Here is a 25272-nt window from a genome sequence, read left to right on the forward strand (position 1 = left end):
ATGAAGGGAAGCGCTTATCCTTAAAGCCCTGCCTGGAAATCATTCCCCTACAGATTACTTTGGCTGCGGTTGCTGGATTTTCGGAGGTAATTACCGATATTGGTGACGCACATGAGGGTGAGGACCAGGAAAAAGCCGGGGATCAGGATGATCCACCAGGAATTGGTCAACAGGGCCTTTTCTGATAAAGAGAGCATACTCCCCCAGGAAATAATCTCCAGGGGAAGGCCCAGACCCATAAAGCTAAGGGTGGATTCCGCCACGATGGCGCTTCGGATATTCATCACCACCATAAACATAATGGAAGAAATGAAATTAGGGGTGAGGTGATACCAAAGGATGTGGAAAAACCCGCCTCCCATACACCGGGACGCCAGGACATACTCACTGTTTCGGATTTGCTGAACTTCGGTGCGGACGACCTTGGCGATGCTGGTCCAGCTGGTCAGCCCAATGACGATGGAAATCGTCAGTACATTGGCCTGACCCAGGATGGCCAGGACGAGGATGGTCAGGAGCAGTCCGGGAATACTGAGGATAATATCCGTCAGGCGCATAAGCAGGGTATCCAGCCATGGGGGAGCACAGCCGCTGACGGCCCCAAAGACAATGGCGATGGCCGTGGAAATGGCTGTGGAAAAAAAGCCGATAAAGAGGGATATCCGGCCACCATACCAAATCATGGAGAAAATATCCCGTCCCATGGTATCCGTCCCAAAAAGATAGGTGCGGTTGGGGGCCTGATTATAATCCATGAGATTCATGTAGGTGGGGTCCTTGGTCATAATGAGCTGGCAGAACAGGCATCCCAGCACAATCAGACCCAGGATAGCCATGGAGAGGATGGGCTTCCCTTGATACCACTTCGGCCGGAGGACCGGCGCGGCGGGCAGCTCCTGGATGCCGACGATTTTAAAGGGATCATTCATGATGGCTTACCTCCGATTTTTCAGTCTGGACGGTGGTCTTGATCCGGGGATCGATATGCTCGTTAATAGTCTGGGCAATGAGGTTGCACAGAATCACAATAACCCCGGAGAAGAGGCAGAGGAGCATGAGCAGGTTGTAGTCCTTATACCGGGCGCTTTCGTAGGAGAGCAGGCCAATACCCGGATAAGAAAACACCGTTTCCACAATAAAAGTCCCCATAAGCACATGGGGAACCGCAATGGCCATAATGCTCAAATAGGCGGGGAGGGCGCCCCGGAGGCAGTGCCGAAAGAGGATTTGCCCCTTGCTCAGGCCCTTGGACTTGGCCAGAAGCACATAGTCCGCCCGGACCTCCTCGAGGATTTTATTGCGAATCATATAGGCGTAGTACCAGAGATGCCCCATCACCACGACGGTCATGGGGAGGATGAGGTGAGCCAGGCGATCCCCAAGATCCCCCTGGTGGCCGATGGTATAGGCCCCGCTGCTGGGGAGAAGCCGGAGCTCCACAGAACAGATGAGGATGAGGACCAAAGCAAACCAGAATTCGGGGATACAGCTGGTGAAGGTGCCAATCTTGCAAATGAGACGGTCCACCAAACCGTCCTCCTTCCAGGCGCAGAGCATCCCCAGGAGTAAGGCAAGGACAAAAATGAGGATAAAGCCGATGCCCCCCAGAATGAGGGTATTGGCCAGCCGGCCCTCCATGACCTGGACCACATCCTGCTTGTATTTATAAGAAATGCCAAAATCACCCTGGGCGGCGGATTCCAGCCACCGAAGGTACTGGACATGGATGGGGGCGGTCAGGCCCAGCTTTTCTTCGGCCCATTGGTGCTCTGCCGGGGTCATCTTCTCCACCCGATCCCCGTAGTAGGAAACCAGGGGGTCCCCGGGAGCCAGCCGGGCGATATAAAAGACCATGATAGAGAGAACAAAGATACTCAGCAGGAAGACGAGAACCTTTTTTCCATAGTAAATGAAGGCATTGCCTTTGGGCATCCCGTGGCCCCCCTTTCTGTTAAAATATAGTGATCCGGTCCGACGGCTTCCATCACCCCCTGGGAATGGAAACCCGGAGGAGAGAAGGCCCCCATCTGCCGGGCCCGTTCCCGGAGGGGATCAGGTTTAGGAATAGCGGAAAGCAGGGCCTGGGTGTAGGGGTGCATGGGATTGTTAAACAGCACCGCCGTGGGCGCAATCTCCACCAGCTTCCCCGAGACCATCACACCCACCCGGTCACACAGGTATTCCACCATGGCCAAATCGTGGGCGATAAATAAAAAGGTAAAGCCGTGCTCCTCCTGAAGATGCTTAAAGAGATTGACGATTTGGGCCTGGATGGAAACATCCAGGGAGGCAATGGGTTCGTCGGCAACCAGCAGCTCCGGGTTCATGGAGAGGGCCCGGGCAATGGCCACCCGCTGACGCTGTCCCCCGGAAAGCTCCGAGGGGTAAAGGTCCAGGGTACCTGTATCCAGGCCCACAGTCCGGAGCTGGAATTCGGCCTCAGCCCGGGCGGAGCCCCGGGGATAGGGGATGTGATTAATTTTCATGGGCTCGGTGATAATATCTGCCACCCGCATTCGTTGGTTGAGACTGGAGTTTGAATCCTGAAAAATAAGCTGCCGCTTTGTATTCAGGATTTTTTTGTGCTGCCGAAGGGATTTGGGATCTCCAAGGTCGATACCCTTGAAGCGGATTTGCCCCGGGGCGGGACGATAGAGATTCATGATACATCGGGCAACCGTGGATTTACCGGAGCCGGATTCGCCCACCAATCCAAAAATTTCCCCCCGGGGAATGGTGAAGGAAATGTTATCCACCGCCGGAATAACCTGTTTTTTAGTCAGGGGGAAGGTATGGGTGAGGCCGTTAACGTCTAAAATCGATTCAGTGGTCATGGGGTGCACCTCCAATGGGGGGCGTAATCTTGGGTGCCCGGGGGTCTAAAAGCCAGGTGGCCGCGTAGTGGGTATCGGTGATTTTAAAAAGTGGTGGTTCCTCCACATAATCGATGGCCAGGGCGTATTCGTTCCGGGGGGCGAAGGCATCCCCCGGGGGTGGGTTAATTAAGGATGGGGGCATTCCGGGAATGGTGTAAAGCCGGTCAGCTCCCTGGCACAGGGCCGGGAGGGAGCGCAGCAGCCCCCAGGTATAGGGGTGTCGGGGACTGTAGTACACTTCCTCGGCCCGTCCGATTTCAACAATCTTTCCGGCGTACATCACCGCCACCCGATTGGCCACCCGGGCCACAACCCCTAAATCGTGGGAGACCAGGATGGTGGCTGTGCCCAGCCGGGTCTGTATATCTAACAGCAAATCTAAAATCTGGGCCTGGATGGTGACATCCAGGGCTGTGGTCGGCTCGTCCGCCAAGAGGATTTCTGGATTTCCGGCTAGGGCGATGGCCATGACACTGCGCTGGCGCATTCCTCCGGAAAAATTATAGGGGTAGAGGGCCATGCGCTCCCGAGGGTGCTCAATGCCCACCAGCTCCATCAGGGCGATGATCTGGTGCTCCAGGGCCTCCCGGGTCAGATGGGGTGTATGGATGAGGATGGCCTCGGCAATCTGCTTTCCAATGGTCATGGTGGGGTTCAGGGCCGTCATGGGGTCCTGGAAGACCATGGCCAGCTGATTTCCCCGGAGTTTTTGGAGCTCCCGTTCCTTTAGGTGGGTAATGTCCTGGCCCTTTAAGCGGATACTGCCGGATTTGATGGCAGCAGTATCCGGCAGCAGCCCCATGAGGGTTTTGCACATCACGCTTTTGCCGCAGCCGGATTCCCCTACCACCGCCAGAATTTCCCCTGGGGCAAGGTCAAAGTCAATGCCCCGGAGGGCCTGAACCTCACCCTGGGGGGTGTGAAAGCTGACCGACAGGTTCTGAACCTGTAGTAATGAGGGCATGAATTTATTCCGCCAGGGTCCAGTCGGCAATATTCCAGAAAATGCCGACGCCATGGTGCCCCATGACCGTGTCCGGGGAAATGCCCTGGACGGTATTGTTAGCCACGTAGTTGGCATCGATGTAGCAGATAAAGGTATAGGGCGGATCACTGGCCAGGGCCGTCTGGAAGGCATCGTAGGCGGCCTTACGGACTGCGGGATCATCAGATTGACGGGCTTCGAGCAAATATTGGTCCACTAAGGGATTGGAATAGCTGGAGTAATTGGCCCCCTTATCCGTCCCAAAGATTTTGTAGGTATGGTCATCGGCATCAAAGGGACTGCCCCAGCCGATAAGATAGGCCATCTGTCCATTCCAGTCCACCTTTTCAGGAATGTCCACCGTCACATCGATCCCGATTTCCTTGAGCTGCTGGGCAGCGGCCTGGGCGATATCCACCCGGACCTGATCTCCGGCACCGACGCTGAGGACAAAGCCCAGCTTTTCATTATGTCGGTAATAAAACCCGTCATCCCCCTTCTTGCAGCCAGCCGCCTCAAGGAGGGCCTTGGCCTTTTCCGGGTTGTAGTCGTAATGCTCCACGCTGGCGTTATTGTAGATATTGCGCTGGAGGGGGCCGTAGGCCGCCATGCCCTGTCCTAAGAGCACCGCATCAATGATGGCCTGGCGATTGATCCCGTAGTTGATGGCCGGGATGATATCCTTATTCTTCTGCCAATAGGTGTTGGCAAAATTGTACATAATTCCCCGATAATCCGCCGTTTTAAGATCGTAAACGGTAAAGCCCTCCTTGCCCTGGAAGGACTGGGCATCCTTGGGTGTCAGCAGGGCTAAATCCAGCTCCCCGGATTCCATCTGAATGGCCTTGGCATTATCATCATCGACAATCTTAAAGATCACCTTGCCAATATGGGGGGCACCCTTGAAATAATCCGTATTTTTCACCAGGGTGATGGCCTGGCCCTTGGTCCAGTTTTCAATTTTATAGGGACCGGTTCCCACGGGGTTTCTAAAGAAATCGGATTCCTGCATATCCTGGCCCTCTAAAAGATGCTTGGGTAAAACGGCCATGGTCATATAATCTAAGAAAGCCACGTTGGGGGCGTCCAGCTGGAAGGTAATGGTGTTTTTATCCACCACCGTGATTTTTTGCACATCCTCGTAGTTCGGGGCGTTTTCCGAAGCGTTCTCAGGGTCCATGATGGCTTCGATGGTAAATTTAACATCCTCGGCAGTAAAGGGTTCGCCATCCTGCCATTTTACCCCGTCCACCAGGTGGAAGGTGTAGGTATTGGAGGCTGTGTCGAATTCCCAGCTTTTGGCCAGGCTGGGAACCACCTTGTTTTCACCGTCGTGGGCGGTGAGGCCGTTAAAAATCAAGACATTGATTTCCCCGTGTTCGTCCATGGCCGGATTAATTCGGGTATAGTCCCCACTACCATAGACCAAAGTATCCGGTTCGGTATTCAGGTTTGTGCTTTTACCGCAGGCCCCAAAGCCCAGGGCCATGGCGAGCACCAACAGGGTTGCTAAAATTCGTTTCATAAATTCCTCCTCTGTTACATATTTAACGTTCATTTGCAGTATAACAGAGGATAGGACGTTTACAAGCCCCCGATGGGGTGATTTTTTTAGGATCGCTAACTTTATTGGCGGTGGGACGGGGCGTGAAGGGTGAAATGGTTGCGGTGTACCGTAATGAGCCCCTCCTTACTCATACGGGACAGCTCCGCTGACAGAGCACTGCGGTCCACGGCTAAATAGTCCGCCAGCCCCTGACGATTGTAGGGGATGGTGAAGGTGGGACTCCCGACATGGGTGGCCTGGGCAGAAAGGTAGGACAGGACCTTCAGACGGATGGTCCGTTTAGAGGAATGCTCAATTTTTCGGGTGAGTCCCAGGGTCTTTCGAGAGAGGACGGTGATGAGGTTTCGGCTTAGAAAGGGCTGCCAGGTGCAGTGTCTGGTATCATCCAAAAGGCAGTCCACCCGCAGGAATAAAATGAGGGAATCCTCCACCGCTGTGGCGGTCACATCCATGGGCTCGTCGGGGAGACAGGCGTAGACTTCACCCACAATCTGCCCCGGGCCGGATTGCCCCAGGAGAATCCGGTTACCCCAGTAGTCCTCCTTGGAGAGCGCCACCCCACCGGAGAGGACAAAGCCCAGCTCCACAGAGGGGACTCCAACCTCAAAAAGACGGCTACCCTTAGCGCAGGCCTTTACCCGGGCACCCAGGCAGGAAAGGGCCTGGGACAAGTGATCCGGGGGAATACTGCGAAATAAAGGGGAGTGGGTTAATAATTCAAAGTGATCCGGGGTGAGATTCGTCATGGGAGGGCCTCCTGGTTTTGAAAGGTGCGATCTAAGCCATATGGGATAGGGGAACGATGGGAAGGGGTGGGTTTTGGGCTGCCGCCAATGGCCGCTCCAGCCAGCACACATCCTCCCAATGGCCGTGCTTGTAGCCACAGCCTGAAAAACGGCCAACCATTTTGAAACCAAAGGCGTTATGGAAGGCGATACTGCCGGTATTGCTTCCGGTGATACAGGCGTAGGCCCGGGTAAAATTTTGGGTGGTCAAAAGACCAAGGAGCTCGTGGTATAAAGCCCGGCCAATACCCTGACCCCAGGCATCCTGACTCAGATAGATGGTGGTTTCCACCGCCCAATCGTAGGCTGGCCGGCCCCTGAGGGCACCTCCATAGGCGTAACCCACAGGCTGTCCATTCATTTCGGCCACCAGATAGGGGTAGGTCTCTAAGGTGTGGCAAATTCGGGCCCTAAAGGCAGCCAGATCCGGAATCTCGGTTTCAAAGGAGGCCGAGGATGCAGTGATATAGGGGCGGTATATGTTGAGAAGGGCTTCGGCATCCCCGGGGGCTGCCATTCGCAGATTTAATGTATGATTCATCTTAAAACTCCTGTAATGTTGTAAAAACAACCGATTGATGCCCTTAAGTTTAGTATAATGGGAACATAAAATCAAGTACAAAGAGGAGGACTTAATATGATCCGAAGAATTATACAAATCGATGAGGGAAAATGCAATGGCTGTGGAGCCTGTGCCGATGCCTGCCACGAAGGCGCCATTGGGATGGTCGACGGCGTTGCGAAGCTGCTGCGGGATGACTATTGTGACGGGCTGGGGGATTGCCTGCCCACCTGTCCCACTGGAGCCATTACCTTTGTGGAGCGGGAGGCCGATGCCTACGACGAAGCGGCCGTCCAGGCCAATATGGAGGCCAGGAAGGCTCAGTCCAAAGCTCCCTTCAATGTCCAGGGAGAAGCCCTGCCCTGTGGCTGCCCCGGCAGCCAGTCCCGGGCCATTCACCGGGATGCGCCAGCGGCTTCGACTGCTCCGGTCGCCCCGGTCGCAGCAGGTCCGGCCCCTGCAGAGCTGGGTAATTGGCCGGTTCAGATTAAGCTGGCCCCCGTCAATGCTCCCTACTTCGACGGTGCCAAGCTCCTGGTGGCGGCGGATTGTACCGCCTATGCCTACGGCAATTTCCACCGGGATTTCATTAAAGATAAGGTGACCCTCATCGGCTGTCCAAAGCTGGATATGGTGGACTATGCCGAAAAGCTCACCGCCATCATTGCCCAAAATGACATCAAAAGCCTGACGGTGGTGCGGATGGAAGTCCCCTGCTGCGGTGGGATTGAGAATGCGGTGAAGCAGGCACTTCAGAATAGTGGGAAGATGATACCCTGGCAAGTTGTGGTTATAGGGACAGATGGGCGGATACTGGATCGGTAGACGCCGTGCTATTCGCTCCGCTTCTTGTGAAAAGCCTTAGCAATAGGGCTTTTTTCTATTTCAGCTTCTTTTTATTGTTTAAAAAAGGTGGTATAATAAAAATATTCTAAAAGTCAGATTATCCTTTCAGTAATTATTTTTTAATATTCATTAGAAACGAGGTGAATTTCATGTCAACCTGCGACAATACCCGTCCCTGTCCCTGCACCGCCAATTGTGGGCGCCACGGCAAATGCTGTGACTGTGTGGCCCACCATCGGGACAAGGGACAGCTTCCCGGATGTTTCTTCAGCACAGAGGGGGAAGCCCTCCATGACCGGAACCTTTCGGTATTTTTGAAGGACCGGGGAATAACCCAATAAAGCTTGCGGCAGAAAAAGAAAAAAGAAAAAGGTGAGAGAATGCGTTTAGTCACACGTTCAGATTTTGACGGCTTGGCCTGCGGTGCCCTCCTAAAGGAAGCGGGCATCATCGACCATTGGAAATTTGCCCATCCCAAGGATCTACAGGATGGCTTGGTACCCGTTGATGGAGATGATTGTCTGGCCAATGTACCCTATGTACCGGGGTGCGGCCTGTGGTTCGACCATCATTCCAGCGAGTACGAGCGCCTGGAGCTAGCGGGAAAATACAAGGGGGAAAGCCGAATTGCGCCTTCCTGTGCCCGGATCATTTACGACTATTACGGAGGGGAGGAACGGTTCCCTCAGTTTACGGAAATGATGGCGGCGGTGGATAAAGTGGATTCTGCCAACCTGACCATTGATGAAATCCAAAATCCCACAGGATGGATTTTAATTGGTTATCTGATGGACCCCCGGACCGGGCTGGGGCGTTGGCGGGATTTTACCATCTCCAATTATCAGCTCATGGAAAAACTTATTGATGCCTGTCGGACCATGACTACCGATGACATCTTAGCCCTCCCCGATGTGGTGGAACGCATCGAGCTATACCAGGAACAGACCACGAAGTTTGTTGAAATGGTTAAGGCCCATACCCGGACCCAGGGGAAGGTGATTATTTCGGACCTCCGGGGAGTAGACCCCATTTACTCCGGGAATCGTTTTATGATTTACAGCATGTACCCGGAGCAGAACATCTCGGCCTGGATTGTCAGTGGCCGTGGCGGGCAGGGCTGCAGTGCGGCTGTGGGCTACAGTATTTTAAACGACACTGCTACCCTTGACGTGGGGAGTCTGATGTTAAAATACCAAGGTGGCGGACACCGGCGGGTGGGCACCTGCCAATTTTCGGATGAAACCATGGAGACCGGGTTATCGGCTATGTTGGATGAATTGTGTGCTTTGGCGAATGAATAAATAACAGATATCACCCTGGAGGGTTTTCCAGGGTGTTTTTTAAAGGTAACTTGTTGACGATTGCACTTTATTATGGGAAAGAAACCCTTAGAAAAAAAACCATCCTATGCTATAATAAAAGCAATTCAAATTGGATACAAAATACATAACGGACGAAAAGCTTTTCGATTCGTTTAGAGGTTAAGGAAAGCAAGGAGGAAGAACATGGTAAAATTGTACGAAAACGGTGTATTCCTGGTGAATGGCACCGATATTGTGGAGGATGCCCAGGCGGCTTTGGCCGCTACGGGGAAAAAAATGACGGTGGAGGAAGCCCGAAAGGGAACCATAGCCTACAGCATCCTGGAGGCTCATAACACCTCGGATAATATGGAGGCCCTCAAAGTCAAATTCGATGCCATGGCGTCCCACGATATTACCTTTGTGGGGATTGTTCAGACGGCCAAGGCCTCGGGGATGGAAAAATTTCCCATTCCCTATGTACTGACCAACTGCCACAACTCCCTGTGTGCGGTGGGGGGGACCATTAACGAGGATGATCATGTCTTTGGCCTGTCCGCGGCTAAAAAATACGGTGGGATTTACGTTCCCCCCCATCAAGCTGTGATCCACCAATACATGCGGGAAACCATGGCGGGCTGTGGCAAGATGATTCTGGGTTCGGACAGCCACACCCGCTACGGTGCCCTGGGCACTATGGCCATTGGTGAAGGCGGTGGGGAGTTGGTGAAGCAGCTCCTTTGCGATACCTATGATATCAATTATCCCGGGGTAGTGGCGGTATATCTGGATGGCGCACCCCAGCCCGGGGTGGGACCCCAGGATATTGCTCTGGCCATTATCGGGGCGGTGTTTAAAAACGGCTATGTGAAGAATAAGGTGATGGAATTTGTGGGGCCGGGGATTGCCTCCATGGAGACGGACTATCGTAACGGTGTGGATGTAATGACCACGGAAACCACTTGCCTCACCTCCATCTGGCAGACCGATGACGATACCCGGGCCTTCCTGGCACAGCACGGCCGGGCAGATGCCTACAAGAAGCTGGCGCCTCAAGAGGTGGCCTATTACGACGGGATGGTCTATGTGGATTTAAGCACGGTTAAGCCCATGATCGCTTTGCCCTTCCACCCCAGCAATACCTACGAAATCGATGTGCTCAACGCCAACCTGAAGGACATTCTCCATAAGGTGGAAGAGGATGCCAAAGAATTTACCGCCGGGACGGATGTCCACTTCTCCCTGACGGATAAAATTGTCGATGGCAAGCTGACCGTCCAGCAGGGGATTATTGCGGGCTGTGCCGGGGGGACGTATTCCAATATTATGGAAGCCGCCCATATCCTAAAGAACGCCGGCATTGGCAATGATGAATTTACCCTGGCGGTTTACCCTTCCTCCCAGCCCGTCTTCCTGGATCTGGTGAAGAAGGGGGCCATTGCGGACCTGATGGCGGCAGGGGCTACCATTAAGACTGCCTTCTGCGGCCCTTGCTTTGGGGCAGGGGATACCCCGGCCAACAACGCCCTGTCCATCCGCCACACCACCCGAAACTTTCCCAACCGGGAAGGCTCCAAGCCTGGTGTGGGCCAGCTTTCCGCTGTGGCGCTGATGGATGCCCGGTCCATTGCTGCCTCTGCGGCAAACGGTGGGGTACTGACGGCTGCCACGGCCTACGCCGATGACTATGTGGCGCCGGAATACCATTATGACGATGCACCCTACAAGGTCCGGGTGTACCAGGGCTTTGACAAGGCAGAAACCCAGGACAGCCTGGTTTATGGCCCCAATATTAAGGATTGGCCGGAAATGAGTCCATTGGCGGACAACATCCTGTTAAAGGTGTGTTCCAAAATCATGGATGAGGTCACCACCACCGATGAGCTCATCCCCTCTGGGGAAACGTCCTCCTACCGTTCCAACCCCTTGGGCCTGGCGGAATTCACCCTCTCCCGGAGGGACCCGGAATACGTGGGCCGCAGCAAGGTGGTGGACCGCATCGAAAAGGCCCGGGTGGCCGGGGACGATCCGGTGCAGGTGGAAGGGACATTGACTCCCATCTATGATCAGATCGCCAGTATCACCCCGGATGCGGATCGCCAGGCCATCGAAATCGGCAGCATGATCTACTGTGTGAAGCCAGGGGATGGCTCCGCCCGGGAACAGGCCGCCAGCTGCCAGCGGGTCATTGGCGGCTTGGCCAACATCGCCAGAGAATATGCCACGAAGCGCTATCGTTCCAATGTGATGAACTGGGGGATGCTACCCTTCCAGATGGCAGGGGAGCCGGATTTCGAGGTGGGGGATTATATCTACATCCCCGGAGTCAGAGCGGCTTTGGAGGGGGATATGGATCATATCAAGGCTTATGTGCTGGGGGATACCGTTAAAGAAATTACCCTTTACATTGCCCCTATGACCGAGGATGAAAAGAAGATCGTCAAAGCGGGATGCTTGATTAATTATAATCGCAACCGTTAGGGTAGGGTTATCGTCCCTCAGTGAATAAAAGTGTAAAATTTAAAATAGGGCGTTCCTCGAAGAGCTTGCTTCGATTAGGAACGCTCTGTTTTTTGATTTTTTGTAAAGAGAAATGTGCAAAAAAAGCACAAAATTGCGTAGAATTTGCAGGGGTATTTCTGTTTTTTTATGCGCTAACCCCAGGGATTATATTATACTAATACATAAAGGAAAGCCACAGGAAGTACTTACTGTGGCTGAATGAAGGGTAAAGGGGTGAGGCGGATGCGAATCGCTGTCTGCGACGATAATGTAGAGGATTTAAAATGGATGTGCCAGACGGTAAAAGCGGCCCGGGAGTTTCTTAAAATTCGGCCGGCTGGGCTCAGTGTTTTTGAAGGGGGTGCAGCCCTTATGGAAAAGCTCCAGGAGGGACAGACCTTTGATTTGTATTTCCTGGATTTACTCATGCCGGATATCCATGGCATTGATCTGGGTCAGCAGATCCGCCTGGGGGATGAAAGGGCAGATATCGCCTACACGACCAGCTCCCCGGAATTCGCCCTGGATGCCTACCGCGTCCATGCCATGGACTATTTAATCAAGCCTGTGGAGCTGGAAAAAGTGATCGATGTCCTTAAGCGGGGGGCTAAACGCCTTGCCCAGGATGAAAAGACGTTTTGTCTCCATATCCGGGGGAATAAGCGAGAGGTCCCCATTAACCAAATTTGTTATGCGGAAAATGTGTCCCGTTGTGTGAATCTCGTTTTGGCAGGTGGCAAACGACTGGTGGGAGTCACTAATCGGAGCAGCTTTGAAACCTCTGTAGCTGATCTGCTGGAATCCCCAGGCTTTGTACAATGCCATAAATCCTTTGTGGTCAACCTGCTCTATGTCAATGATTTTATGGGGGACAGCCTGTTTTTAGACAATGGGCAGCGGATTCCTGTGAGTCGTAGCCAGGTAACTCCTGTGCGACGGGCCTGGTTAGCCTACGCCGCGGCCCAGGGAATGAGTGGTGGATGATGATGACCCTTGTAGAACCAAAATTTTGGCAGTATCTTTTTTCCCTCTTGGTCATGCTGGCCTTTACCATTTACTTTTCAGAGCGCCGCTACAGCCTTGGTAAAACCTGTATTATTGCAGGGATTTGTTTTGTCCTCATTGGTGTGGGGGATTGGGTTATGCTTTTTGGTGGGGTGAGCGAAGAGACCATGATTCTCATTACCATCCTGACCATTCTGGTAACCCAGGGAACGGTTCTTTGGATTAATCAATATCGGGATTTTAGAGGACTCTTCACAGGAATTACTGGTGCCGCCTACGTTTTGGTGGGAAGTGTCTGCTGGTCTTTAATCCATATTTTCACTGGAAATGATCGACTGGCACTATTCGTCCAGGCCGGGGCCTATATCCTTCTTTTCTTTACCCTTGGGAAGTTCCTGCGCCAGCATTATTTTGAAGAGCTGCGTCACCGAAAAACGGGATGGGGCAGTCTATGTCTGGTACCGGCGCTATTCTATGCGGCGGTTTACACCCTGGTGGTTTGGCCGACCAACATTTATAGGGTTCCTACTAACGGCCTGGGAACCCTGATGGTGCTTCTCATCCTGTTTATTGACTACGCTTTGATTTTTCAGATCCTGAGTCAAAACCGGAAGGAGATGTCTTTACTCCGGGCCAATGATTACCTCCAGAGTTACACCAAGCATTTGGAGCGGGAAAGTGAGAATATCCGAAAGGGGGAAGAGGCGACCGCCATTTTACGCCATGATATGCGCCATCGGGTACGGATTATCGATAGTTACCTCAAAATGGGCCAGGTGGAGCAGGCCCGGGATGTTCTAAGGGCAGTGGAAGAAAGTCTGGATGCGATTCGGGTGGAGCGCTACTGTGAGAACAGTGCCATTAACGGAGTTGTGAGTTATCTGGCCGTCATGGCCGCCGAATCGAAAATCACCCTGACCACGGCCCTGGACATTCCGGAGACCTTGGCTGTACCAGAATTTGAACTGGCTACGGTTATTTCCAATCTCTTAGAGAATGCTGTAGAGGGCGCTGCCCAGGTAGTGGGGGATCGCTGGGTCAGAATCACGGCAAATCGTTTTAAAGGGCGATTGGTTTTTGAGATTCGAAATACCTGTAGTAGTCAGATGAGTACCGATGGTACTGCGCTGCCTCTGACTTCCAAGGGTGATGGTCACGGATTGGGTCTTCAGAGCGTCCTGGCTTTTACCAAACGGTATGATGCCGCCTTTGACTACACCGTGGAATCCGGGGTATTTATCGTGCGATTGATGGTATGAGCAATGCAAAAATGGTAAAAGCTGTGATAAATTTGTACTGGTGGTGACAGAACCCTTTGCTGGTTCTGTTTTTTTATTGCCAAAGAAAGGGGGTGCCGGGACTAAGCCTTTGAAATAGAATCGGGAACCAGAGAGGTGCGTCGATAATCGAGGACTAAAAAGGCCGTAATAATCAGGGCTACCAGGAATTCTGAAATAGGGATGCTGTAGCTTAGGGCGTACATGCCAAAGAGCCTGGGCAGGAGGGTAACACATAATCCCGGAAGAATAATCCCTTGGAGGAGGCTTATCAGGAGGGCCTTCCCCGGACGAAGGACACATTGATAGTAATAAATCACATAAATATTGTAGAAGGCAAAAATAAAGGCCAGGGAGAATTGCCTAAAAATAACTGGAATTATGGCATCCATCTCAGGATAGGTGCTTTGGATAAATAAAAGCGTAATCTCACTGGGGAAAAAGCAGAGCGTGGTAGCGACGATACCGCAGATCACAAAGCAGATGGCGATGGTTCGGCGGTTTAAAGCGGATACCCGGGGCGCAAACCCTGCACCGTAATTTTTAGCTAATAAAGGGGTGGCCGCACGACCAATGGCGAAGGCGTAGGAACGCATGACCGTTAAAACATTCCAGATAAAGCTGGAAATGGGAATGGCGTAGTAATAGGCCTCGGGGAGGGTACCCTTGGCCTTGGAGACGATGATGAGCAGGGCGACGAGGGTCCCAAGGGACCAATAGCTAATGAGGGTGGGGGCCCCTATCTTTATAATATTCCACAGTTTGCGCCCAAAATGTGTCAGCGTCACAAGATGGATGGTACAACGGGAGGAAAAAAAGTGGAGCATCAGAATAATGAGTCCGATGATTTGGGCGAGGGTAGTAGAAAGACCAATGCCCACGATGCCCAATTCCAGAACAAAGATGAAAAAATAGTCTCCACAAATATTAAAGACCGAGGCCACGGCAGTGGCCAAGACAACCCAGTAGGGGGAATTGTCATATCGTACGAAACAGGCGGTCGTAATAAAAAGAATGTAGACTGGAAAACCTAGCCGCATATAGAAGGTATAGAGGCGCATGAGTTGGAGGACTGCGTGGTCCCCACCGCTTAAAAAGGATAAAATAGCGTCTTGAAAGAAATTAAAGCTAAACCACAAAGTGACCGAGAGAATGACTGCTGCAATCATGGTGACCATGAAATATTGGTTGGCTTCATAATCATCCCCTCGGCCAGCGGCTACCGCCGTTAAAATAGAGCCGCCAATACCAAAGAGATAGCCAAAGCCGTTGATGACCATCCAAAGCGGAATCGTCCGGCTGAGGATGATCCCCGCAATGGAACCTTCAACCATGGAAATAAAAATAATATCGATCAAGCTGTAAAGCGAAATCATTAGGGCGCCGATTAATGAAGCAGTGATAAACTTAAAGAGTAATGACTTAGGCTTTTCATTTAAAAGAGGCATCGCATCCACCCGATTTCCTTAGAATTTAAGAAGAACTTACTGAATTGAAGCTATTATAGCACCTTCAAATGGATTTAATCTTTAAGAAAAAGAAGAATTTTAAAGGAGAGGTATAGATTTTTAATCGATTGAGATATTTTTTTGATAAAATAGAGGAAAATAAAGAGAAAGGAATAGCATCATGGTGATTAAAGAAAACCAGGGACATCATCAGAAAATCAGGGCTTTCCTGATTATTATTTTGGGTTTAGTGGTCGCCACCGCTTTAGGATTTTGGTTGCGGAGGATGGATGTTTCTGAAACGAATATGGTGGTTGTTTACATTTTGTCGGTTATCCTCATCTCCCGATTGACTCCGGGGTATCTCTGGGGCATTATTGCTGCCGTCTTGGCAACCGCAGCATTTAACTATTTTTTTACCAGTCCCTTCCATTCCTTTTCGGTGGATGATCCCACCTACTGGATTACCTTTTTTATTATGACGGCAACAGCAATTATCATATCGGCCATGAATGTCCGGCTCCAGGAGAGTGTCCAGGTGGAGGCCGAGGCGAAGCGCGAGCATTATCGTAATCAGCTGCTGCGATCCATCTCCCATGATCTGCGTACCCCTCTGACGGGGATTAAAGGAACCTCAGAAATGATTTTGCAAATGACCGAAAGGACAGATCCCCGTTATGCCATGGCAGAGGGAATCCATCAGGACGCCAACTGGCTCCAGGAGATGGTGGAAAATGTACTGAGCCTGACCCGGCTCCAGGATGACGGCGCTACCTTGATCCGAACCCCGGAGGTGGCGGAGGAAATCATTGGAAGTGCCGTGGTTTTGGCGGCAGCCCGGGCACCGGACCACATTATCCAGGCGGAAATGCCCGAAGAGATTCTTTTTGTGCCCATGGATGCCCGGCTGATGGAGCAGGTGCTTTTAAACCTTTTGGGCAATGCCGTCAAGCATACGCCCCCTGATCAGCCTATTACGGTTACGTTAAGGCGCAGTGGGGATAAAGCGATTTTTACGGTGGCAGATCGTGGGGAGGGGATTGCCCCGGAGGATCTGCCTCACCTCTTTGAAATGTTCTACACAAAGGCAGCGGGAAACAGCGATTCTCAAAAAGGCATCGGTCTGGGCCTGCCCATTTGCCAAGCCATTGTTGAGGCCCATGGTGGGACCATCACCGCAGCAAACAGCCCAGGGGGTGGTGCTGTATTTACCATCACCCTGCCTGTAGAGGAGAAACAGAATGAATGCTTATAAAGAAGAAACGATTCTCATCGTTGAGGATGATCCCCAAATTCGTCATTTTATTGGCTATGCCCTTAAGGAAGAGGGGTATGGCTATTTGACCGCGGGAACCGGGGAAGATGCCCTCTCTAAAATGCTTGGCGGTCCCATCGATTTAATGCTGCTGGATTTGGGACTGCCGGATATGGATGGTATGGAGATCCTAAAACGGGTGCGGGAGTGGTCAGCGGTTCCAATCATCGTGGTATCCGCCAGGGATCAGGACCGGGAGAAGGTAGAGGCCCTGGAGGCGGGGGCCGATGATTACCTCACCAAACCCTTTTCTGCCATGGAACTCATGGCTCGTATTCGGGTGGCTTTTCGGCACCGGAAAAATGCAATTCAGCAGCAGGCGCCGGAGGTTTATCGTGTTCGGGGCCTTACTTTATCCTTAGACCGCCACACCCTGTCCATGGAGGGAAAGGAAATCCATCTGACACCCAACGAGTTTAAGCTGATTACCCTATTGGCCCGCCATGCCGGTAAGGTGCTGACCACCGCCGCCATCATCGAAGCCATCTGGGGCAGGGGCTATGGGGAGGATACCCAGGCACTGCGGGCCCTGATGGCAGGTCTGCGCCGTAAGATTGAAAAGAATCCTGGCAAGCCGGCTTATATTAAAACCGAAGTGGGGGTGGGCTATCGGCTGCTGGATGAATAAGTGGTGCAGAATTCATACCATTCTCACACGGTGATGGGTATCCTCACACCATTCTCACACCGTACCGGGTATAATAAAGTCATCAAGAAAAAAGGTACGTGAGTACGAAAAGTGAGGGATCATCAAATGTCATTTTTTAAACCCATTAATCATTACTCAGGGGATCAGGAAATGATCCGCTTAATCAAGAGGATACGTGCACTGGTGACAGATCAGGATTATCAGCAGGGTAAGACGGTGGCAGCCCAGGCCCTGGGGGATTATCCCGACGCACCGGAGCCTCACAATTTACTGGGCATTATCTATGAGAAAACCGGAGACCATATCCGGGCAATGAAGCATTTTCAGGCAGCTGGGGCTCTGGACCCAACCTATGTACCGGCCCAGGTAAATATGGAACGTTTTGCAAGGCTGAAACCCTCGGGTCTTTGTGCCTTCGATGAATCGGACTGTCAACCGGAAAATAATTGTGAAGCCTACCTTTTCTTTGATACCACCGGGGTTGGCCATATTGCCCGGAGTTAGTTTTGAAAAGCCCACTTTTGGGCTTTTTTTATTGGGCTTTAATCTGTAAATAAAAAGGATGAAATTGCCGGTCGGATACTTTGAAAAGCTTGTAAAAATAAAGGGGTTATGATACTCTCTTTAATTAAGAAACCATTAATATTCTATGTTTTAGAATGGATAGGGAGAAGGAGAATGCCATATGCCGTCTACAAATACTGTTTTAGTCATTGAAGACAACATTGTTAATCGCAAGGTCCTTTATAAAATACTAGAAGATGAATACAACGTGCTCGAGGCTAAGAATGGGGAAGAGGGTTTGGCCATGTTACAGGCGAATCCCCAGACCGCAGCCGTTATCTTAGACCTTGTAATGCCTATCATGGATGGCTTTGCTTTCATGTCCAAAATCAATGAGATGCCGGAGTTTAAGGATACCCCGATTATCGTATCCACTGGGAGCAATAATCAGGAGGATGAAAAGCATGCCCTTAGCTTAGGGGCCTGGGATTTTGTATTTAAGCCTTACATTCCCGAGATTTTGAAGTTCCGCCTGCGCCATGTTATTGAGCGGAGTCAGATGGCTGCTTTTGAGCGTCTGAAGTATTTGGCGGAATATGATACGCTGACGGATATCTACAATAAATCCAAATTTTCCATAGCGGTCCGGGAGCTTTTGGAAGGGAACCCGGAGTATCCCTTTGCCTTTATTCGTTTCGATATCGACCGATTTCAGCTGTTCAACGCGTTTTATGGGGATGAAGCAGGGGATGCTTTCCTTAAATGTCTTGCTGGAAAGCTTAAAGGGCTGATGAAAGCCTATCCTTTAGGCGTCTATGGTCGGATGGAGGCGGATATTTTTGCCGTTTGTGTGGCGTATACGTCGAGAGATCGTTTAGAGCAGATGATTGGTCAGTTTGTTGAGTTTTTTGGGGTCTATAAAAGCGATTTTAACATTATTCCTTCCTTTGGGATTTATTATTTGGATGATTATACCATACCTGTTGGAATTATGTTGGACCGAGCCACGTTAGCAGCCCGGACCTGTAAGGGCAATTACATGAATCACATTGCCGTTTACCAACCGGCCATGAGTCATGAGCTGGAATTGCAACAGGAAATGGTCAATGAGATGCTGCCAGCCCTTGAGGGCGGCCAATTTTGTGTTTATTTTCAACCAAAATACAATTTGATGACGGGAGGTTTAAGTGGGGCCGAAGCCCTGGTGCGTTGGAATCATCCCCAAAAGGGAATGATTTCTCCCGGGGATTTTATTCCCGTCTTCGAGGCCAACGGCTTTATCGCCCGGTTAGATTATTATGTTTGGGAAAAAACCTGTGGATTCCTGGCCAAATGGCTAAGAGAAGGGAGCCAGCCAGTTCCCGTCTCCGTGAATGTTTCCCAGGTTAATTTTTATAATCCGAATCTGGTGGAGAACCTCTGTAAGCTCGTCGATGCGTACCATATACCAGCGGGTCTTTTACAGCTGGAGCTGACGGAATCCGCTTATATGGAAAACCCGCAGATTATGCAGGACGTGATCCATCGCCTTCGGGGGAAGGGATTTCCCATTCATATGGATGATTTTGGGTCTGGATATTCGTCCTTAAATATGTTAAAAAACATCGAAATCGATATTCTGAAAATTGACTTGGGCTTTTTGAGGGATACCGATCATTCCGGTCGGGCAGAAAACATCATTGCTTCCATTGTCCGTATGGCTAAATGGCTGGGAATACCCACGGTTGCCGAAGGGGTAGAGGATGGGCATCAGGCCGAGTTTTTACGGAGTATTGGCTGTGAATATGCACAGGGTTACCATTATGGCCGACCCATGCCTGCTGTTGATTATGAAGTGCTTATGGCGAAGGAAGATCGTCGGGTCCTTTCTGTAGATGCTCCCGTTTTTGAAGCAGATGCCCTGTGGGCATCCAACCCTCAAATGGAGATTTTATTTTTTAATGCCATCCTGCCCTCCTGCATCTGTGAATTTGATAATGGTTATATTGATATTCTCCGGGTGAACAAAGCCTTTGATCAGCTTTTTGAAGAGGACCATGCCATGAGTCGGCGAAATCCCCTTAAGATGGTTGCGTTGGAACATCAGGCGTCAGTCATGGCATCCTTTGAGACGGCCATTCATACCCAGGATTATGGGGAATGTGAATTTTGTTTAAAAACGGAGGATCACCCTCCGCGATGGGTGGATCTTAAACTAAAGTACATCAGCTCCCTGGGAAATAAACAAATCCTGATGGGGACCCTGGCCGACATCACAGGTCAAAAGAAAATTGAAGCGGAGCTGAAGAAATACAAAAAATCACTAGAGCGTGATGGAAATCAGACCAACCAGGTTTTGATTGTCGATGATGAAGAATCCAGCCGGGTCATCTTACGGACTCTGATTGATCCATACTTTACGGTTTGTGAAGCATCCAACGGCAAAGAGGCCGTAAAGATCCTGTCAGAAAAACAGAATAATATCGACTTGATTCTGCTGGATATTATGATGCCCCAAATGGATGGCTTAGCGTTCATGGAATATCGGAGTGCTCATGACGTATTGATGGATATTCCCGTGATTATGATTACGGCCGATGATTCTGTGGAGCAACAAATTCATACCATCGCCATTGGTGCCAACGATTGTATCACGAAGCCTTTCATTCCCGAGGTCGCATTGCGCCGGGTACTCAATGTGATGGAAGCCAAGCAGCGGATCCAGGAGATCGTCCGGGTTTATGAGAGTACTGCGATTCAAGCCCAGCTGGATCCATTTACCCGGCTATATAACCGTCAGGCCATTGTAGAAAAGATCAGCCAGGCCCTCACTGAGGGGGGAGAATCCCTTCATACGCTTATCATGCTTGAACTGGAAAATTTCAAAGCGATTAATGATGGGTTGGGGCATCACTATGGGGACCAGGCCATCCTTAAGCTTTCCGAGGCCCTTAAAGGCTTTTTCAGGAAGGTTGATTTCATCGGACGCTATGGGGGGGAGGAGTTTTGTATCTTTTTAGAGGACATGCCCTCAGAAGATTTTGTCCTCAAAAAATGTCAGGATTTGTGTAATACGATAGACCGTATTTTTTTAGGTGAATCCGGGGTCCATTTGGTCTGTTCCCTTGGGATTGCCATTAGCCAGGGGCAGAGGGAATCCTTTGAAGATCTTTATGGAAAAGCAGAGGCGGCGTTGGTTCATTCTAAACATCAGGGAGAAAACATTGCGACCCTTTACGGCGAATACCTTATGGTGAATGCCCCAGAGCCAATTTTCAACCGGGAATGGCTCATTGATGTACTGGATAATGCCATCTCCATCTTTAGTGAAGAAACGGACGAGGTTCTCTATATGAGCCGTGGGGCCATGGCCTTATTTGATACCGTTGATTACCATGGGAAAAAATGTTATGAAGTGATCCAGAAACGCCAGTCGCCCTGTCCCTTTTGTATTCGGGATAAGCTCTTGGAGCAAGACTTTTACTGTTGGACCTGTGAGCATCCGATTCTCAAACGGCCATTTTTCTTAAAGGATAAACGGATCAACTATTATGGTCAAAAAGCCCATATTCAGATGGTGTTCGATCTAACCGATGTTGTTTCGGATTCACCAATCTCCAGGGAGGTAGATGCTCAGTATGAATAAAAAGAAAACAGGGGAGATGGGGTTCTCCCATGAATCAGTTGATGCCAATCAACTCCAGCTACAAAATATCATCAATGCCATCCCCGGGGGAGTGGCAATCTACCGGGTGACGGATATTTTCGAGACGGTTTACTTCTCGGATGGGGTTCCGGCGCTTACGGGCTATACGATAGAAGAGTATCGTGAGCGGATCAAGGGGGATGCCGCGGAGATGACCCACCCCGAGGATACAGCCAGGGTAGTCAAAGCCCTTAATACAGCATTGGAAGAGGGTACCGTAGCGGATTTTGACTTTCGAAAAACCCATCGGGATGGGAGTATTGTGTGGGTCCATCTTCAGGGATGTCGCATTGGAGAAAAAGATGGTGCACCTCTTCTCCAATGTGTCTTTCACAATATTACAAGGCAAAAGGCCATTGAACAAAAGCTTCGGGAAAAGGAAGCCATCTACGATATTGCCATGGATAATACGGATGTTAATATTTGGCAATACGATCTTTACTCAGATTGTCTCATCCAATTTCCCCAGTCCATCAAGGCCCATGCCGGTTTTCCCAGAAGGATTGAAAACTTTATTCAGACGGTTTTAGACTCAGGGTATGTCAAACCTGAGAGCCGTCAGGATTTCAGGCGATTGTATGAGCGTGTCCGTCAAGGGGAAGATAACGTTAGTGAAGATATCTGGTTTGCAACAGAGGATGGTAAGGGATGGTGGTGCGAGCGGATTCGCCACAGCATTATTCGGGATGATACCGGAAGGCCCCTCTATGCCATTGGTATCGGGCGGAATATCACCCAGGAAATGAAGGCCCTGGTAGAGAAGCAGCAAATGGAGCTGGCGATTTCCTCCACAAGTATTTCCATGTGGACCTATGACATTAAAACAGGGGTTTACCAATCCAATAATCAAGGTGCAGAGAACATGGGCTTTTTTACATCCTTACCCGGTGGATACACCCGAATGATAGAACTGGGATATATTATGCCGGAAAGTGAATTGGATTTTATTAAGCTCCATCAGGCTTTAGAACAGGGGAAACCGTCAGCTACCGCCATCATTCGCTACAACACCCTAAAAACGCCTGTGGAATGGCAGCGGATTACGTATTCAACGATTTTTTCCAATACTGGTGAACCGGTGATCGGTGTCGCTGTGGGGGAAGATATTACGGAATTTATGAATGCGAAAAAACGCTTTTCCGATGAAATTCATTTCCAGGAACAGGGTATTACCGGCAATGTTTTGGTGAAAGTGCGGAGCAATCTTACCAAGGACCGGATTGAGCGCTATATGGCCCGGGATACGGTGGGGATATCCCACGATGGGATGACCTACACTGTTGGTGTTGAGGCTTTAGCGGCTACGGGGTATACCCCGAAAGAACAGGATCATATCCGATATATGCTCAATGCCAAGCGGGTGATGAAGGCCTTTGAAAAGGGCGATACCAGCTATTCTCTGGATTACCAGAGGAAAAGCCACGATGGGCGGGTGATCTGGGTCAATACGATGGTACGAACCTTCCAGGACCCTGAAAGCGGCGATATCAAATCCTTTATGTACACCTATGATATTGATCAGGAGCGAACAACCCAGTTATTGATCAATCGCTTGATCGATATCGATTTTGAGTTTTTAGGGATCATCGATACCGCTCAGGAAACGCTGTACTGTATGCGGCATAACATGGTCGGGCATCGCTATGGCGCCGGTATTATGGTGGATTATGAGGAAGCAACGGGACACACCATTGACGGGTATATCGTCTCGGATCAGCGGGAAATGATCCGGGACGCCTTTGCTCTGTCGACCATTAAACAACGCTTGGAAAAAGATGATGCTTATTCCTGTACCTTTAGCGTGGAAATAGAGGGAGAAGAATATCGGAAACGGTGGAAGTATACGTACTTAGATGAAAGTCGGACCCGTATTGTCATGATTCGTTCCGATGTCACCGAGCTGTTTTTCCAACAAGAGCGCCAGCAAGGGATTCTTCGGGAAGCTTTAAAGCAGGCGGAGCAGGCCAGTGTTGCTAAAACCGAGTTTTTATCCCGAATGAGTCATGAAATTCGGACCCCGATGAACGCTATTATCGGGATGTCTGCCTTGGCAGCTCAAAATGTGGAGGATCGTAAGCAGGTGACAGACTACCTGGCAAAGGTAGGGATTTCTGCCCGATTCCTCCTGTCCCTGATCAATGATATTTTAGATATGTCCCGTATTGAAAGTGGCAAAATTACCATCAAAGAGGATGAAATCCCCTTTGAGGAATTTATTGCAGACATTAATGCCATTGGTTATGAGCTGGCCAGTGGCAAAGAGGTGGACTACGACTGTATGATCACCAGCTTTGTGGAACAGAGTTATCTCGGCGATGCCATGAAGCTCCAGCAGATTATCATCAACCTGATTTCCAATGCGGTGAAATTCACACCAGCCGGGGGCAAGGTGCAATTTATAGTCCATCAAAGCGGGGTGAACGATGGCAAAGCCCATTTGCGCTTTACCGTGAACGATACAGGCATTGGCATCAGTGAGTCCTTTATGCCCAGGATTTTTGAGCCCTTTGAGCAGCAGCATAGCGGCTCCACCAGTCCCTATGGCGGGACAGGGCTAGGGTTGGCGATTTGCAAAAATCTGGCAGAACTGATGGGCGGAACGATTGCCGTTAACAGCATCGAAGGGGTAGGGACAGAATTTACGGTTGATATTACCCTGGGAATCAATGCTGATAAAAAGCATCTTTACCAACTGAAAAGCCAAATTAATTGGAGCAGCCTCTCTATCCTCATCGTGGATGATGAGGTGGGAATCTGTCTTCAGACCCAAAGGATTTTCCAGGAAATGGGGGCGGTGGCAGAGTGGGTGGAAAGTGGCCAGAAAGCCCTGGATAAAGTTGAAAAACGCCAATTGCGACAACAGTCCTACGATGTCATCCTCATCGATTGGAAAATGCCGGAAATGGATGGAATTGAAACGACCAGACGAATTCGGCGGCTGGTTGGTCCGGATGTCACCATCATCATTATGACGGCCTATGATTGGGCGAGCATTGAGACCGAGGCGAAGATGGCCGGGGTCAATTTACTCATGACCAAACCCCTCTTTAAAGCCTCCCTTTGTTCCACCTTTGAAAGAATCTACAATAAAAGGGGAAGGGAAATGGAGGCGATCAAACCGAGGTGCTATGATTTTAAAGGCAAGCGTGTTTTATTGGTCGAAGACCACATTCTTAATGTGGAGGTTGCCAAACGTCTGTTGGAAGTGAAGGAAGTGACAGTAGAGGTCGCAGAAAATGGGTTACGGGCCATTGAGATGTTCACCCTGGCACCGGTGGGCTATTACGATATGATTCTGATGGATATCCGCATGCCGGTGATGGATGGCCTCACGGCGACAAAGACCATCCGCCAGCTGCAAAAAGAAACGGCCAGGACAATCCCTATCGTGGCCATGAGTGCGAACGCTTTTGAGGAGGATATGGAAAAATCCCGGTGTGCCGGGATGAATGACCACTTAGCGAAGCCCATTTCCCCTCAGATGCTTTACGATACATTGGAAAGAATCTGGTCCGGGACCAGGAAATAGGTTATCATTGGCTAAGACAGGCCACCAGGGCATCCCGGAGGAAGGCAGCCCCTCCGGGGACGATGGCATTGTAATAAGCGGCAACTTGTGCCACGTTTCCCTACCCATGCCCTGGATTCGGGCATTCACCCCATCCACCGTGGCATCGCCATAACGGCTGCGGATTTCTTCGCCGTAGCGGTCTTCATTTTTTGCAATGATTTCGGCTTTAAAGCCTTCAAATTTTTCTGTATCTTTCATCATTAAATCTCCTTTTAAGGCATTCAGAGTCCGTGTCGCGGTAGCGATGAGGGCTTCGATGCGTTTTTGACGTGCCTTTAAGGCATGCAGTTGTTCAGAAAGGGCGGACTCCCGGGCATAGTCCGATGCCGTCAGAATGGATCGAATACGGTTTAAGGGAAATTCCAGCTCCCGGTAAAAGAGGATCTGCATAATA

20 protein-coding genes are annotated in these 25272 nt (G+C 50.5%); 11 read left to right on the plus strand and 9 right to left on the minus strand.

Features of this window, described 5'->3' with window-relative positions; genetic code table 11:
• Positions 1-47: 47 nt before the first annotated feature.
• From BLU30_RS10450 to BLU30_RS10480, 7 genes are all read right to left on the minus strand, one after another.
• A complete protein-coding gene (locus BLU30_RS10450; protein WP_090246181.1) occupies positions 48-929 on the minus strand; it encodes an ABC transporter permease in 882 nt (293 codons plus the stop codon).
• Entirely contained in the window at positions 922-1932 is a 1011-nt protein-coding gene (locus tag BLU30_RS10455) for an ABC transporter permease (RefSeq protein WP_090246182.1), read from the minus strand. Before BLU30_RS10455 ends, BLU30_RS10450 begins: the two co-directional genes overlap by 8 nt.
• Entirely contained in the window at positions 1875-2834 is a 960-nt protein-coding gene (locus BLU30_RS10460) for an ATP-binding cassette domain-containing protein (protein WP_090246184.1), read from the minus strand. Before BLU30_RS10460 ends, BLU30_RS10455 begins: the two co-directional genes overlap by 58 nt.
• A complete protein-coding gene (locus BLU30_RS10465; RefSeq protein ID WP_090246185.1) occupies positions 2824-3840 on the minus strand; it encodes an ABC transporter ATP-binding protein in 1017 nt (338 codons plus the stop codon). The genes BLU30_RS10460 and BLU30_RS10465 overlap by 11 nt, the downstream gene beginning before the upstream one ends.
• A 4-nt stretch (positions 3841-3844) precedes the next feature.
• The gene (locus BLU30_RS10470; RefSeq protein ID WP_090246187.1) at positions 3845-5386 is read right to left on the minus strand and encodes an ABC transporter substrate-binding protein; all 1542 of its coding nucleotides are present in this window, start codon (positions 5384-5386) and stop codon (positions 3845-3847) included.
• A 101-nt stretch (positions 5387-5487) separates the two neighbouring features.
• The gene (locus BLU30_RS10475; protein ID WP_090246189.1) at positions 5488-6174 is read right to left on the minus strand and encodes a Crp/Fnr family transcriptional regulator; all 687 of its coding nucleotides are present in this window, start codon (positions 6172-6174) and stop codon (positions 5488-5490) included.
• 31 nt (positions 6175-6205) lie between these two features.
• Complete coding sequence (locus BLU30_RS10480) at positions 6206-6754, minus strand: GNAT family N-acetyltransferase (RefSeq protein ID WP_090246191.1); 549 nt, start codon at positions 6752-6754, stop codon at positions 6206-6208.
• 96 nt (positions 6755-6850) lie between these two features.
• Between BLU30_RS10480 and BLU30_RS10485 the strand changes: the two genes are divergently transcribed.
• From BLU30_RS10485 to BLU30_RS10510, 6 genes are all read left to right on the plus strand, one after another.
• Positions 6851-7600, plus strand: a complete 750-nt coding sequence (locus BLU30_RS10485) for an ATP-binding protein (protein ID WP_090246192.1) — start codon at positions 6851-6853, stop codon at positions 7598-7600.
• Positions 7601-7770: 170 nt separating this feature from the next.
• Positions 7771-7962 carry a hypothetical protein gene (locus BLU30_RS10490; protein WP_090246194.1) on the plus strand — a complete coding sequence of 64 codons (192 nt, stop codon included), beginning with the start codon at positions 7771-7773 and terminating at the stop codon, positions 7960-7962.
• A 39-nt stretch (positions 7963-8001) separates the two neighbouring features.
• Complete coding sequence (locus tag BLU30_RS10495) at positions 8002-8922, plus strand: exopolyphosphatase (RefSeq protein WP_090246196.1); 921 nt, start codon at positions 8002-8004, stop codon at positions 8920-8922.
• 204 nt (positions 8923-9126) lie between these two features.
• Positions 9127-11403 (plus strand): hydratase, encoded by a 2277-nt coding sequence (locus BLU30_RS10500; protein WP_090246198.1) that lies wholly within the window; start codon positions 9127-9129, stop codon positions 11401-11403.
• A gap of 264 nt (positions 11404-11667) precedes the next feature.
• Positions 11668-12408 carry a LytR/AlgR family response regulator transcription factor gene (locus BLU30_RS10505; RefSeq protein WP_176770909.1) on the plus strand — a complete coding sequence of 247 codons (741 nt, stop codon included), beginning with the start codon at positions 11668-11670 and terminating at the stop codon, positions 12406-12408.
• Positions 12405-13688, plus strand: coding sequence for a sensor histidine kinase (locus tag BLU30_RS10510; protein ID WP_090246202.1), 1284 nt, complete (start codon positions 12405-12407; stop codon positions 13686-13688). The genes BLU30_RS10505 and BLU30_RS10510 overlap by 4 nt, the downstream gene beginning before the upstream one ends.
• Before the next feature lie 101 nt (positions 13689-13789).
• On the opposite strand, the gene BLU30_RS10515 is transcribed toward BLU30_RS10510, so the two are convergent.
• Complete coding sequence (locus BLU30_RS10515) at positions 13790-15154, minus strand: MATE family efflux transporter (protein ID WP_090246204.1); 1365 nt, start codon at positions 15152-15154, stop codon at positions 13790-13792.
• A gap of 181 nt (positions 15155-15335) precedes the next feature.
• On the opposite strand from BLU30_RS10515, the gene BLU30_RS10520 reads away from it, so the two are divergent.
• The 5 genes from BLU30_RS10520 to BLU30_RS10540 all read left to right on the plus strand — a co-directional run bounded on the left by BLU30_RS10520 (position 15336) and on the right by BLU30_RS10540 (position 24836).
• Positions 15336-16409 (plus strand): sensor histidine kinase, encoded by a 1074-nt coding sequence (locus tag BLU30_RS10520; protein WP_090246206.1) that lies wholly within the window; start codon positions 15336-15338, stop codon positions 16407-16409.
• Positions 16396-17097, plus strand: a complete 702-nt coding sequence (locus BLU30_RS10525; protein WP_090246208.1) for a response regulator transcription factor — start codon at positions 16396-16398, stop codon at positions 17095-17097. The genes BLU30_RS10520 and BLU30_RS10525 overlap by 14 nt, the downstream gene beginning before the upstream one ends.
• A gap of 171 nt (positions 17098-17268) precedes the next feature.
• Positions 17269-17622 carry a tetratricopeptide repeat protein gene (locus tag BLU30_RS10530; protein ID WP_176770910.1) on the plus strand — a complete coding sequence of 118 codons (354 nt, stop codon included), beginning with the start codon at positions 17269-17271 and terminating at the stop codon, positions 17620-17622.
• Positions 17623-17803: 181 nt separating this feature from the next.
• On the plus strand, positions 17804-21247 hold the full coding sequence (locus tag BLU30_RS10535) for an EAL domain-containing protein (RefSeq protein WP_090246212.1): 3444 nt from the start codon (positions 17804-17806) through the stop codon (positions 21245-21247).
• Entirely contained in the window at positions 21240-24836 is a 3597-nt protein-coding gene (locus BLU30_RS10540) for a PAS domain-containing hybrid sensor histidine kinase/response regulator (RefSeq protein WP_176770911.1), read from the plus strand. Before BLU30_RS10535 ends, BLU30_RS10540 begins: the two co-directional genes overlap by 8 nt.
• Here the strand turns inward: BLU30_RS10540 and BLU30_RS14110 are convergent.
• Positions 24765-25268 carry a MerR family DNA-binding protein gene (locus tag BLU30_RS14110; RefSeq protein WP_143024235.1) on the minus strand — a complete coding sequence of 168 codons (504 nt, stop codon included), beginning with the start codon at positions 25266-25268 and terminating at the stop codon, positions 24765-24767. The genes BLU30_RS10540 and BLU30_RS14110 overlap by 72 nt on opposite strands.
• Positions 25269-25272: the final 4 nt, after the last annotated feature.

It is taken from the genome of Eubacterium barkeri (assembly GCF_900107125.1).
Taxonomy (GTDB): Bacteria; Bacillota; Clostridia; order Eubacteriales; family Eubacteriaceae; genus Eubacterium_O; species Eubacterium_O barkeri.